The organism is Flavobacterium agricola, assembly GCF_025919725.1.
GTDB classification, from domain to species: Bacteria; Bacteroidota; Bacteroidia; order Flavobacteriales; family Flavobacteriaceae; genus Flavobacterium; species Flavobacterium agricola.
Window position 1 is genome coordinate 284,822 of sequence record NZ_CP081495.1, and the last position, 13,920, is coordinate 298,741.

The following is a 13,920-nucleotide window of genomic DNA, read 5'->3' on the forward strand; positions in this document are numbered from 1 at the left end:
AGGAAATCTACTTGTAGATTTCCTTTTTTATTATTTAAAATTGAACGAAAAATTATCGCTAAATAATTTAGTTAAACGTTTTATTTCGTATGGTTTACGTGTGTATTTGTTAGAAATAGCAATAAACGTAACGTGTTCCTCGCGCAAGGTTACATACATAGACGTATTTCCGCTCCACCAACCGGTATGAAAAATGTAATTTTTACCATTATCAAACTCAAGTAAGCGCACGCCTAAACCGTAATTTCTGGTTCCTTTACGTTCGTAGCTGTAGCCTTTAAACATTTGTTCTTTAATATTGGCTGATAAAAAATTATCTGAATAGGTTGCTTTATCAAACAAAACCAAATCCCGAGCCGTAGTATAAATGTTTTTATCTCCGTAGGTTTGGTCTAAAAAACGCCAATCTAACTTTTTGTAGTTGCCTTTGTACGATTGGCTTACATGTTCTTTCTCATTTAAATCCTTAAAAACAAACGTATTGTGCATTTCTAAAGGGTCAAGAATTAAACTTTTTAGAGCTACGTCAAACGGAGTGCCCGTTATTTTTTCGATAATTAAGGCTAAAATTACGTAGTTGGTGTTGCAATACTGAAAATATTTACCTGGTTGGCGTTCTAAAATATCGTCGTTTTTGGCTAATAAATTTAAAACATCCTGATTGGTAATAGGCTGTTTTTTGTCCCAACTTTTATCGTTTTCAAATAAATACGCGTAGTTTTTTAGTCCCGAACGGTGATTTAATAACATACGCACGGTAGTTTCTTGATTAGGAAAGGTTGGTAAAATACTTTGAACGGATTGTTCTAAATCTATTTCATTACGATCAACCAAACGTAAAATACAAGTTGCAGTTAATACTTTACCAACGCTTGCTACATGCAAAGGCGTATTTTCATCAATTACTTCTCCTTTTTCTTTGTACGCAAAACCAGAATATTTTTCGTAAATAATTTCTCCGTTTTTAGCTACCAAAAAAGAACCGCTGTATTGGTTACCAAAATGTTTGTTATAAAAAAAATCGATATCCTTTTTTGTGTTTTCAACAAATTCAGGATCTAAACTATCAAATTCAACTTCGTAGGGGTTAACAAATGCTGTAGAATCAACAAGTACTTCGTCTGTGTTTTTTTTATCTTGTTTGTTGCAAGAATTTAAAAAAAAGAGCAAAGCAATAAAAAAAATTGGCTTATTAGGTTTCATTACTTAAGGGTTTACTCACAAAAATAAGGAATTGGTTTTAAACCTAGCTCTTAAAAAAAGATTAAATGTTATAATGCATTTTTTAAGTTGTTCGGTACTTAAAATTAAAGTAAATTTACATATCTAAACACAGTAAAAAATGAGTACAATTAATTGGCAAACTGCAATAGAATTTGAAGATATTACGTATAAAAAATTCAATGGTGTTGCGCGCATTGCGTTTAATCGTCCGGAAGTTCGTAATGCTTTTAGACCCAAAACAACCGCAGAATTATTACGTGCTTTTCATGATGCACACGAAGATACATCGATTGGTGTAATTTTACTTTCGTCAGAAGGACCATCGCCAAAAGATGGTGTTTATGCGTTTTGTAGCGGTGGAGATCAGAATGCTCGTGGCCACCAAGGTTACGTAGGTGAAGATGGATACCACCGTTTAAATATATTAGAAGTTCAACGTTTAATTCGTTTTACTCCAAAAGTTGTAATAGCTGTGGTAAACGGCTGGGCTGTTGGTGGCGGACATTCGTTGCACGTAGTTTGTGATTTGACTTTAGCATCAAAAGAACACGCTATTTTTAAACAAACAGATGCAGATGTAACTAGTTTTGATGCTGGATACGGTTCGGCTTATTTGGCTAAATTAGTGGGACAGAAAAAAGCACGTGAAATTTTCTTTTTAGGACGTAATTATTCTGCACAAGAAGCTATGGATATGGGCATGGTTAATGCTGTAATTCCGCATGATGAGTTAGAAGAAACGGCTTATCAATGGGCACAAGAAATTCTTGAAAAATCACCAATTTCTATAAAAATGTTGAAATTTGCCATGAACATGACCGACGACGGTATGGTTGGGCAGCAAGTTTTTGCTGGTGAAGTTACACGTTTGGCTTATATGTCGGACGAAGCGAAAGAAGGGCGTGATGCCTTTTTAGAAAAACGTAAACCTAATTTTGAGAAAAAATATATTCCGTAGTAGGTACGAAACATAGTAAGATTTGATAAAACGTTTGTATATTTATACAAACGTTTTTTTATGTCCGATTTTTACAACCAAACGGTTGATTTTGCTGCTATTCCTGAATATCAGCAAACCCAATTAACCCCATTACATAGTAATTATAAAAAAGTTGTGCTTTGTCACTACCTGCTAATCTTTTTATTTTTTGGCGGTGCATGGGCAGTAAGTTTATATTTTAATTTACTACCAATTTTAGTATTACTTGTAGGTGCTGCATGTTCCGTTTTGTTACTTATATTTTTAGTCGTAATTAATTTAAAAGCGATTAATCAGCGTGGTTTTGCTTTTAGAGCGCACGATATTATTAGCCATAGCGGTTTTTTATTAAAAAGTACAGCCGTGGTTCCTAACAACAGAATTCAGCATATTAGCATCAATCAAGGGCTTTTTTCTAGATGGTTTAATTTGTGCGAATTGCGTATTTATACAGCAAGTACCAATAGTTCTGACATTGTTATTCAAGGAATTTTGTATAAAGATGCCTTACGTTACAAAGCATTTATTTTAAATCAAATTAATGCTTTAGCTAATGATTAATAAACCCCAACGACAAGAACCTATTGGTGTTTTAATAGAAATTAGTATTACCCTTTTTAAATTTTTAAGGGCAATGTGGCCTTTGTTGCTTTATTTTATTTTTAGAAAAACAGAAGCAGAAGGGAGCGAAACCCAATCTTTTTGGTATTTGGGTATTTTTGTTGTGCTTGCTTTATTTATTTCGGTTTTACGCTTTTTAACCTACCGTTTTTATATAGATACCACCAATCAGGAATTTGTATTGCAACGTGGCATTTTAGCTAAAGAAAAATTAATTATTGCTTTAGATAGAATTTTTGAAGTGAATTTAGAGCAAAAATATTTTCATATTTTATTAGGTGTTTATAAAGTAAGGTTAGATACCGCGGGCAGTGATAAAGATGAGGTTGTAATTCAATCGTTATCAAAAAAAGATGCCGATGTTTTGCGCAATTACATCATCAATTATAAAAAAGAAAAAGATTTAGTTGCTGAAATTGAGCCAATACGCAATGAAACGGTTTCTGAAAATAAAGATACAGGAGCAGAAACAAATCAAACAATTCGCATTTCCCTTCTTTCATTATTTAAAAACAGCTTAGTTTCTAACTATTTTAAAACCTTAGGAATTTTATTGTTGTTTTTTAATACCATTTTCGAAAATATTAAAAATTTTAATGAAGAGGTTTTATCAGGCTATTTAGATAATTTTACGGCTATTCAAGCTATATCAAGCTCAATTGCTGTTTCCTTTATTTTATTTGTGCTGTTATTCTTAGGCATTCATATAGCTGTTGGCGTTTTACAATATTTTGGTTATTCCATTACAAAAAACAAGCAGTCGTTGCTTATTCAATACGGCTTGATTCAGAAATTTCAAACCATTGTACAGCCCAGAAAAATTCAATATTACGTTTTTGTTACGTCTAAATTTATGCGTTTACTAAATGTAAACACCTTAAAATTAGCTTTAATAGGTAATCCGTCAGAAAAAAAACAAAAAAGCAGCGTTAAAATTCCTGCCTTGCAACAGTTAGAATTAGAAACTATTAAAAACTTTTTAAATCTTTCTACACAACAAAACGAACAACTTTTAACGATAAAACCTAATGTAAGAATGTTAGTTGCCCCCATGTTTTTAATTACTTTTTTACTTTTACTTTTTTGTGCTTACGTTTATATTTTAGATGATGTATTTTTAACATTAAACTTTTGCGTAGCCATTTTTTGTTTGTGGATTGTAATTTTTGTGGTTCAATATATAAATTTTAAACGTTTTACCATTTCGGTTTTTTCAGATAAAATCATTATTAAACAAGGCACTTTACAAACCAAAATTACGGTTTTAGAAATGAATAAGGTTCAGGCAGTTGTGCAACAACAAGCTTGGTGGCATCAAAAAATAGGATTAACCCGTTTGGAATTAAAAACAGCCGGCGGACCCATTCGGTTACCAATTGCCAACCAATCGGCATATAATAAGGTAATGAATTATGTTTTGTATTATGTAGAAAGTACAAACATTTCGTGGGCTTAATATTTCTAAACCCACAATTTTCTTCGGATATTTGCATTAAAATAAATTACATTCATGAATATAAAAGTATGGATCGAGGCGGCACGTTTACGCACGTTGCCCTTATCGGTTTCCGGAATTATTGTTGGTAGTTTTGCCGCGTACAATCAGGTAGAAAATAAATCTCATTTTTGGATTATTTTTGGATTAGCTTTTTTAACTACTTTATGTTTTCAGGTTTTATCAAACTTTGCTAACGATTATGGCGATGGTGTAAAAGGAACCGATAACGAAAATAGGGTAGGACCGCAACGCGCCATTCAATCAGGAGCTATTACGCAAAAACAAATGAAAACAGGAATCATTATTACCTCCATCGTTTCCTTATTGGTTGCTATTTTATTAATTTACGTTGCCTTTGGTAGTGAAAATTTTTGGTATTCTTTGCTATTTACAGCATTAGGAATTGGTGCAATTGCAGCAGCTATAAAATATACGGTAGGTAAATCAGCATACGGATATCGAGGTTTGGGCGATATTTTTGTATTTGTTTTTTTTGGATTGGTTAGCGTAATTGGTTCTAGCTTTTTATATACCATGCAGTTTGATTATACTACCATTTTTCCTGCTATTACAATTGGCTTATTAAGCGTTGGGGTTTTAAACTTAAACAACATGCGCGATATTGAAAACGATATTGTTTCGGGTAAAAATACCATTGTGGTAAAAATGGGAAGTCAGAAAGCCAAAACCTATCATATTGCTATGGTTTTGTTTGCTTTTATTTGCTTGTTGGTTTTTGATTATTTACGTGGTTTACTCATATTTCCAACGGCAATTGTTTATTTTTTACTTTTTGCTGCGCATTTAAAACGTGTGAACGAAGTTAAGCAACCCAAAGCTTACGATTCGGAATTAAAAGTTGTAGCAATTGGAACCTTTTTATTATCTTTAGTAACCGCAATCGAATTATTTTTTACAAAATAAAATCATCTAAAAAATGAAAATTACATATTTAGGACACGCATCTTTAGCTATAGAAACCAATGGAAAACATTTAATTGTAGATCCGTTTATTACCGGAAACGAATTAGCTAAACATATTGATGTAAATGCATTAAAAGCAGATTATATTTTACTTACTCACGCTCATGGCGATCACGTAGGTGATGTAGAATTAATTGCCAAAAATACCGGAGCAACCATTGTATCTAACGCCGAAATTGCAAGTTATTACCAAACAAAAGGTTTTAATGCACACCCAATGAATCATGGCGGATCTTGGACTTTTGATTTTGGTAAAGTACGTTATGTTAATGCCATTCATTCTTCATCATTTCCTGACGGATCAAACGGTGGGCAACCTGGCGGATTTGTGATTGAGGCAGATAAAAATATTTATATTGCTGGTGATACCGCATTAACGTACGATATGAAATTGATTCCGATGCGCACCGTTTTAGATTTAGCTATTTTACCAATTGGAGATAATTTTACCATGGGCGTAGAAGATGCTGTTATTGCTGCTGATTTTGTTGCGGTAAACAAAGTTTTAGGTTATCATTTTGATACGTTTGGTTTTATTAAAATCGATCATCAAAAAGCAAAAAACATATTCCAAAACAATAAAAAAGAATTACTTTTATTAGAAGTAGGTTCTAATATCGAAATATAACAACAAGCTCCTAATCAGGAGCTTTTTTTTAGCCAATTTATGAAAGCAACATATTACAAACACATTTTACATTTTAAGCGCCCTTCCGGAACTTCTAGAGGCGTTTTAACCGATAAAGAAACTTGGTATTTAGTTATAGAAGATCAAGGAAAAATAGGAATTGGAGAATGCGGAATTTTACGTTCGTTAAGTTTTGATGATGTGCCAGGTTACGAAGCAAAGCTGCAATGGGTTTGCGAAAACATTCATTTAGGCGCATCTAATTTATGGCACCAATTGCGTAGTTTTCCTTCTATTCAATTTGGGGTTGAGCAAGCTTTTTTATCATTACAAAGCCAATCGCCATTTCAGCTTTTTCCTTCCGAGTTTTCTCAAGGCAAACAGCCAATCAACATCAACGGATTAGTTTGGATGGGGGATGCAACGTTTATGAAAGAACAATTGGATGAAAAACTAGCGCAAGGTTTTACTTGTATTAAACTTAAAATTGGCGCAATTGATTTTAATAAAGAATTAGAACTTTTACAGTTTATACGATCGCATTATTCGGCAGAACAAATTGAAATTCGTGTAGATGCAAACGGCGCTTTTACAGCTGATGAAGCTTTACAAAAATTAAATCAATTAGCAGCTTTTAATTTGCATAGCATAGAACAACCCATTAAACAAGGGCAAATTCAGGCTATGCAACAACTTTGTAAACAAACGCCTTTACCAATTGCTTTAGATGAAGAATTAATTGGCGTTACCGAGCTGGCAGATAAACTAACCTTGTTGCAAGCCATAAAACCGCAGTTTATTATTTTAAAACCAAGTTTAATTGGCGGTTTTAAAGGTTCGTTAGAATGGATTCAGTTGGCAGAAATGCTAAATATTGGTTGGTGGATTACATCTGCCCTAGAAGGAAATATTGGCTTAAATGCTATTTCGCAATTTACCTATCAACTACATAATGCAATGCCTCAAGGTTTAGGAACCGGCGCATTATATACCAACAATATTGATTCGCCATTAGAAGTAATAAACGGAAAATTATGGTACAATACCAATAAAAATTGGGCAATTGATTTGCATGATTTAAGCTTTTAAAATTTATTACATTTTAAGTACTGAATTGCTTTTTTTATTAAAACACTACTAGTTTGATAGATGATGTTGTGTTTTGTGAGTTTTTAAAGCCATTTTATTGCGTAATTGATTTATAATCAAGCGTTGTAAAACTGATAAAAGAAACTAAAAAATAATATTTTGGTTTAAAAAAAGAGTATATTTATATCCCAATTTTAATATTTCTATGGATAAAAAATTACTTAGAGAATCTATATTTAGACATTTAGACGGAATTGTTGTTACGCCTGTAGTAAAAAGTTTACAGCAACATGACGTTTTAAAATATATACTAGAAAAAAAGGAAACGAACTTAAACGAATTAACTAATCATTTTAAAGCAAACGACGGATATCTAAATGTTGCTTTACGTGTTTTAGCCGCTCAAGGTTTTTTAAATTACGAAGTAAATAATAAAACGGACGAGGTTTTAGTTGTTGCTAATCAAGCAACTTCTTTTTTATATGAGCATGCACAAATCTATACCGATTTGTTTGCCTTTACCGCAAATCCGTTATTGCTAAATAACAAACAAATTCCTGATGAGTTGTGTAAGCAATGGGTTAAGTTGTTTGAAAAATATCATAGTTTAATTTTTCAGAAAGTTGATCTTTCAACAGAAAGCGGACAATTAACGCATCAAATTCAAAAACATATAGAAGGTGCTTTGTTAGGGCCAATTATTGTGCGTTTGGGTATGAATGGTATGTTTCATAATTACTTTATGCAATCTTCCTTTTCTGCAGACGAATTTCATAAAAATCCGGAATGTTTTGAGCAAGTTCTTCAATTTTTAACGCAATTGGGTTGGTTTACTGTTAACGATGGTAATTTTGAATTTACCGAAACCGGTTTGTTTTTTGCCCGTCGTGCAACAGCATACGGCGTAACCGTTTCTTATTTACCAATGTTTTCTCGTGTGGATGATTTAATTTTTGGTGATCCTAAAAAATTACGTGATATTGCCGAAGGACAAGATGAAATTCATGTGGATCGTGAAATGAATGTTTGGGGAAGCGGCGGAGCGCATACCACATATTTTAAAGTTATTGATCATTTAATAATCGAAATTTTTAACCGCCCAATTGAAGAACAACCTAAAGGAATTTTAGATATGGGTTGTGGTAACGGCGCTTTGTTACAGCATTTGTACGAGGTTATTGAGCGTTTTACTTTACGAGGAAAAATGTTAGAACAATATCCGTTATTTTTGGTTGGAGCAGATTACAATCAAGCAGCGTTAAAAGTTACTCGAGCAAACTTGATTAAAAATGATATTTGGGCTAAAGTAATTTGGGGTGATATTGGTAATCCTGATTTATTAGCAAAAGATTTGCAAGAAAAGTATAAAATTGAATTAAGTGATTTACTTAATATGCGAACCTTTTTAGATCATAATCGTATTTGGGAACCAACCGTTACATCAGCCAACCGATTGTCAACTTCTACTGGTGCTTTTGCTTTTAGAGGAGAACGTTTGTCGAATAATGCGGTTGAAGAAAACCTGAAAAACCATTTACAAAAATGGAGCCCTTATTTACAAAAATTTGGATTGTTGTTAATCGAACTGCATACCATTGCACCAAATTTAACAGCACAAAACATCGGTAAAACCCCAGCAACAGCTTATGATGCAACACATGGTTTTTCAGATCAATATATTTTAGAAATTGATGTTTTTCATAAAGTTTGCAAAGAAGCAGGTTTAAACCCGGTAATGAATATGTTTAAACGCTTTCCAGATTCTGATTTGGCTACTGTAAGTATTAATTTACTTAAACAATAAATAAAAAACCGTCTAAATATAGACGGTTTTTTTTATTTCTAAGCTTTGTACTAACCGCTGTACAATGGTAAGTTCTGTATCAATTTTGCGGTTATATATCAGCAAAAAATCATTTTTCTTTATAAAATTTGCAACTTCTTCTGGGTTAATTTTTTGGTATTCTTTAAGTGCCCAAACCATGGCGCTATGAATCATGTAGTTTTTGGTATCAATAAACTTTAAACAAATTAAAAACAGTAAATTTTTATTTGTTTTTTGTTTGTAATTAACCTGAAACAAAATAATGCTTCTAATTTTCCACTCGTTATTGGAATTGATAAATAAATTTACAAATGTTTGAGTTAGCTCCGGAATGCGTTGTAAGTATTTCCCTAAAATATCTTTCGCATAAATATCAATCGTATCCCAATTTGGTTTTTGCTCAGCCAAATCTTTAATGAATGAAAAATATTCAATTCGGTATAACGCGTCCAAATTCTTTTTAATTAAATCTAAAGCTACGTAATGAAATTCGCGTTCTTGTTTAGCAAATAGGTGAGCAACAATATCTAACAATTCGGTTTCTATTTCGTGTTTAAAATCGGGGTATAAATATTTTACAATTCGTAAACGCAAATGGTTGGGTATCCCAGCAAAAGGATGGGAGTAGTTCATTAATCGATCCATTTTTTCGGCATATACAACATCTTTGTGCATTCGAAACTGGTTTTCAAGGGCTTCTAAAAAACTGATCTTCATGGTTATTGATTTGATTAATTAATGTTCGCGAATAGCTATCTAATTGAACGATGAAATCAAAAAAATCGTATTCCAATGGAGCATAATATTGTGTTAAAGTATTGGAAGCCGTACTCATTTTCGATTTAAATTGAGTTCTAGCATCCATCTGTGTTAAAATATTAGTAATCCCTTTAATGGTTTTGTAAGAATATAACCAATTTTCGTTGACCATAATTGGCAATATATGTTTGGTTTTGTCGGGTAAAAGGGCTTCATTTTTTTGTAAGGTTTTGTAAAATTGTTGCGTAAAACGATACAAATCTAAATCATGAAATTGCTCCCAGTTTTTTGCTAAAAAATGATCGTAAACCACGTCTACAATTACGCCAGAATACAAACCAAATTCGGGCTGAAAATAGCGTTTAGAGTTTCTAAAAACCGGATGTGCATCAGTAAATGTATCTATTTTGCGATGCATAATAATGCCGTTTGCAATAGCATTCGGAAAGCTTTCAAATTTTTTACCTTTTACGTGATCTGCTATAAAATTTCCAATTTCTAAATCAGTATTGTTGTGTGATAAATATATATGGGCTAAAAAATTCATAGCTTAAAATTACGTAAGTTTTATAACTTTTAGTTAATAAAAATAACAGAAAATTACCGTATATATTATTTATATTTGTAGTAAACATAAAACATTTACCATGACATTAATAAAATCTATTTCTGGTATTCGCGGTACAATTGGCGGGCAAATTGGCGATAATTTAACTCCGCTTGATGCTGTTAAATTTGCTTCGGCTTACGGAACTTGGTTAAAAAATTATCATAATAAAAAAAATATAAAAGTTGTTATTGGTCGTGATGCACGTATTTCGGGGCCCATGATTCACAACTTAGTTATGCATACCTTAGTTGGTTTAGGAATAGATGTAATTGATTTAGATTTATCTACAACACCAACTGTTGAAATTGCAGTTCCGTTAGAAAATGCTGATGGCGGAATTATTTTAACAGCATCTCATAATCCAAAACAATGGAATGCGTTAAAACTTTTAAATGAAAAAGGGGAATTTTTAAGCGGAAAAGATGGTGAAGAAATTTTACGTTTAGCTGAAGCAGAAAGTTTTACTTACGCCGAGGTTGATGATTTAGGTACCGTTACAAAAAACGATGCTTATATGGATATGCACGTAGATGAAGTTTTAAATTTACCGTTGGTAGATGCCGAAGCTGTTGCAAAACGTAAGTTTAAAGTTGTTGTAGACGGGGTAAATTCGTCTGGAGGAATCATTATTCCGAAGCTTTTAAAACAAATGGGCGTTGAGGTGGTAGAATTATATTGTACGCCAAATGGCGATTTTCCGCACAATCCAGAACCTTTAAAAGAACATTTAGGAGATATTTGTAAATTAGTTGTTGAGGAGAAAGCTGATTTTGGAATTGTGGTTGATCCTGATGTAGATCGCTTAGCGTTTATTTCTAACGATGGCGAAATGTTTGGTGAAGAATATACATTGGTTGCCGTAGCCGATTATGTTTTAAGCAAAACACCTGGAAATACCGTTTCTAACATGTCATCTTCTCGTGCATTACGTGATATTACAGAAAAACACAACGGAACTTATCAAGCATCTGCCGTAGGTGAAGTAAATGTGGTAGAACTAATGAAAGCAACAAACGCAATTATTGGTGGCGAAGGTAATGGCGGAATTATTTATCCTGAAATTCATTACGGGCGCGATGCCTTAGTTGGCGTAGCTTTGTTTTTAACGCATTTAGCAAATTTAGAAATTAGCGTTGCTGACCTTAGAGCAAGTTATCCGCAATATTTTATGTCTAAAAATAAAATTGAATTAACACCAGCAATTGATGTTGATGAAATTTTAAAACAAATGACAGAGAAATATAAAAACGAACAAATTTCAACCGTTGATGGTGTAAAAATAGATTTTGCTACAAATTGGGTGCATCTTCGTAAATCTAATACCGAACCTATTATTCGTATTTATACCGAAGCACCAACCCAAGCAGAAGCTGATGCATTGGCTCAACAAATTATGAATCAAATAAAAACAATAGCTTCTATATAACAAGTTTTAAAACCTTTTGTTCTTTAACAAAAGGTTTTTTGTTAATTGTTTAAAATCAAGGATTTTGATTTGTATATTTGACTTTTAAAACCCATAATACCAAATGTTACTAACTAATAAAACTACTCAATTAGAAAAGTTTTTTGAACCTTTTCGTAAAAATATTGTCGGCATAGATCAAACCTTTGTTTCACCGTTCGGAGAACAAAAAATTATTTATACCGATTGGACAGCTTCTGGTCGTTTATACCGACCAATCGAAGAAAAAATATTAAATACCTTTGGGCCTTACGTGGCCAATACGCATACCGAAACTACATTTTCGGGTACTGCAATGACCATGTCATACCATCAAGCCCGTAACATAATTAAAAAACATGTTAATGCCTCAGAAGATGATATTTTAATTACAGCAGGTTCAGGAATGACTGGCGTTATTAATAAGTTTCAACGTATTTTAGGATTAAAAGTTCCTGAAAACTTACGTCAGTTTACAACTATTCCTGAAGAAACGCGTCCTGTTATTTTTATTACGCATATGGAACATCATTCTAATCATACATCGTGGTTAGAAACTATTGCAAAGGTTGAAGTTATTCCGAGTACACCAGATGGATTAGTTTGTTTAGAAAGTTTTAGAAAATTGGTAGAATCTTATGCTGATTGTCCATTAAAAATAGCTTCTATTACAGCTTGTTCAAACGTTACAGGTATAAAAACGCCTTACCATGAAATGGCTAAAATTATGCATCAAAACAATGGCGTTTGTTTTGTAGATTTTGCTTGTTCGGCGCCTTACGTTGCTATTGATATGCATCCAGCTAACGATCCTGAAGCGTATTTAGATGCTATTGTATTTTCTCCACATAAATTTTTGGGTGGGCCAGGTACATCTGGAATTTTACTTTTCAATAAAAAATTATACAACAACATGATTCCTGACTGCCCAGGTGGTGGAACGGTTTCTTGGACAAATCCTTGGGGAGAACATAAATATTTAGATAATATTGAAGAGCGTGAAGACGGTGGAACTCCTGGTTTTTTACAATTAATACGTACTGCATTAGCAATCAATTTAAAAGAGCAAATGGGGGTAGATAATATTTTAGCCCGCGAAAAAGAATTGATTGATTATGTTTTTGAACGTTTTTCTAAAATACCAAATCTACATATTTTAGCAGATCAACATAAAAACCGTTTAGGCGTAATATCTTTTTATATTGATGATTTGCATTACAACTTAGGGGTAAAGCTATTAAACGATAAATTCGGAATTCAAACGCGTGGCGGATGCAGTTGTGCCGGAACATACGGACATTATTTGTTGCACGTAGATCAGGAACGATCAAATTATTTAACGCATAAAATTTCTGAAGGCGATTTGTTAGAAAAACCGGGATGGATTAGAATGTCCATTCATCCAACTACTACCACAGAAGAAATTGAATTTGTTTGTGATTGCATCGAACAGCTAGCACAAAACTTTAAAACTTGGGGTAATGATTACCAATTAAAACCTCGTAGTAACGAATTTGTTCATACCAATAACGAAGTTTGCGTTGCCAGTATGGTTAATGATTTTTTTATTCTTTAATATAAAAGCTTACAATTTCGTAAGCTTTTTTTTATATTAGTGAATAATATTAACTCAACTGAAATGAAAAAAATATTTTTGATCTTTGGTTTTTTGGCTATAACTGCTTGTGCATCTAAGAAAAAAGTAACAATTCATGATATTCCACCCAAAAAAGCTGAACTTTATTGCACGGTTGATGATCGTGTGGTTTTGTTTCGAAGTGCATTTAATTATGCAGTTGAGGATAATGAGTTAGATTCTATTTACCGATTTGTAACCAAAAGTTATTATTACAACGTTCGAGAAAAATTCAATCCCTTAAAAAATCATGATTTAGTAAACTTTATTGCAACCCACGATTATATCGGGGTAGATTTACCGGCTATTGCTCTTTGCTTTGAACCCGAAACGTTTCAGGTTAAAGATGATTTAAATATGGAGGTACTAAAATTTAAATACGGCAAATATTATACGCATTTAGATACGTTATCGGTGTTGCTAAAAGATTATCACGATAAAGCAGAAGCACATCAGGTAATTTTACCGCCTTTAGATTTTACATCTATAAACACGGGTTTTGTAAACGACAGCTTAGATTTTAAACTACAAAAGTTTTTTAAAAAAAGCTAAAACACCGTACTATTTTATATTTAGATCCGCTAAACAATTACGTTTCTACACCAATCGGGTTTTTAAAAAAT

At 32.6% G+C, this 13,920-nt stretch carries 13 protein-coding genes; 10 read left to right on the forward strand and 3 right to left on the reverse strand.

What is annotated here, in order from left to right; genetic code table 11:
* Positions 1-30 precede the first annotated feature (30 nt).
* Positions 31-1,203, reverse strand: coding sequence for a serine hydrolase domain-containing protein (locus K5I29_RS01445; protein ID WP_264434088.1), 1,173 nt, complete (start codon positions 1,201-1,203; stop codon positions 31-33).
* A gap of 139 nt (positions 1,204-1,342) precedes the next feature.
* Between K5I29_RS01445 and K5I29_RS01450 the strand changes: the two genes are divergently transcribed.
* The 7 genes from K5I29_RS01450 (at position 1,343) to K5I29_RS01480 (ending at position 8,827) form a co-directional block, all read left to right on the forward strand.
* Positions 1,343-2,182, forward strand: coding sequence for a 1,4-dihydroxy-2-naphthoyl-CoA synthase (locus tag K5I29_RS01450; RefSeq protein ID WP_264434089.1), 840 nt, complete (start codon positions 1,343-1,345; stop codon positions 2,180-2,182).
* 60 nt (positions 2,183-2,242) lie between these two features.
* Entirely contained in the window at positions 2,243-2,764 is a 522-nt protein-coding gene (locus K5I29_RS01455; RefSeq protein ID WP_264434090.1) for a PH domain-containing protein, read from the forward strand.
* A complete protein-coding gene (locus K5I29_RS01460; protein ID WP_264434091.1) occupies positions 2,757-4,280 on the forward strand; it encodes a PH domain-containing protein in 1,524 nt (507 codons plus the stop codon). Before K5I29_RS01455 ends, K5I29_RS01460 begins: the two co-directional genes overlap by 8 nt.
* 54 nt (positions 4,281-4,334) lie before the next feature.
* Entirely contained in the window at positions 4,335-5,246 is a 912-nt protein-coding gene (gene menA / locus K5I29_RS01465; RefSeq protein ID WP_264434092.1) for a 1,4-dihydroxy-2-naphthoate octaprenyltransferase, read from the forward strand.
* Between the two features lie 13 nt (positions 5,247-5,259).
* A complete protein-coding gene (locus K5I29_RS01470) occupies positions 5,260-5,934 on the forward strand; it encodes a metal-dependent hydrolase (protein WP_264434093.1) in 675 nt (224 codons plus the stop codon).
* A gap of 39 nt (positions 5,935-5,973) precedes the next feature.
* Positions 5,974-7,023, forward strand: coding sequence for an o-succinylbenzoate synthase (locus tag K5I29_RS01475; protein WP_264434094.1), 1,050 nt, complete (start codon positions 5,974-5,976; stop codon positions 7,021-7,023).
* Between the two features lie 205 nt (positions 7,024-7,228).
* On the forward strand, positions 7,229-8,827 hold the full coding sequence (locus K5I29_RS01480) for a class I SAM-dependent methyltransferase (RefSeq protein WP_264434095.1): 1,599 nt from the start codon (positions 7,229-7,231) through the stop codon (positions 8,825-8,827).
* A 12-nt stretch (positions 8,828-8,839) separates the two neighbouring features.
* Here K5I29_RS01480 and K5I29_RS01485 read toward each other — a convergent pair whose 3' ends face one another.
* Together K5I29_RS01485 and K5I29_RS01490 are read right to left on the reverse strand one after the other, a co-directional pair.
* Positions 8,840-9,565, reverse strand: coding sequence for a DNA alkylation repair protein (locus K5I29_RS01485; protein WP_264434096.1), 726 nt, complete (start codon positions 9,563-9,565; stop codon positions 8,840-8,842).
* Positions 9,537-10,154, reverse strand: coding sequence for an acyl carrier protein phosphodiesterase (locus tag K5I29_RS01490; RefSeq protein WP_264434097.1), 618 nt, complete (start codon positions 10,152-10,154; stop codon positions 9,537-9,539). Before K5I29_RS01490 ends, K5I29_RS01485 begins: the two co-directional genes overlap by 29 nt.
* Before the next feature lie 100 nt (positions 10,155-10,254).
* On the opposite strand from K5I29_RS01490, the gene glmM reads away from it, so the two are divergent.
* The 3 genes from glmM to K5I29_RS01505 all read left to right on the forward strand — a co-directional run bounded on the left by glmM (position 10,255) and on the right by K5I29_RS01505 (position 13,849).
* Positions 10,255-11,643, forward strand: a complete 1,389-nt coding sequence (gene glmM, locus K5I29_RS01495) for a phosphoglucosamine mutase (RefSeq protein ID WP_264434098.1) — start codon at positions 10,255-10,257, stop codon at positions 11,641-11,643.
* Between the two features lie 103 nt (positions 11,644-11,746).
* Positions 11,747-13,237: an aminotransferase class V-fold PLP-dependent enzyme gene (locus K5I29_RS01500; protein ID WP_264434099.1), complete on the forward strand. Its 1,491-nt coding sequence runs from the start codon at positions 11,747-11,749 to the stop codon at positions 13,235-13,237.
* A gap of 63 nt (positions 13,238-13,300) precedes the next feature.
* Positions 13,301-13,849 (forward strand): hypothetical protein, encoded by a 549-nt coding sequence (locus K5I29_RS01505; RefSeq protein ID WP_264434100.1) that lies wholly within the window; start codon positions 13,301-13,303, stop codon positions 13,847-13,849.
* The last annotated feature ends 71 nt before the right edge of the window (positions 13,850-13,920 follow it).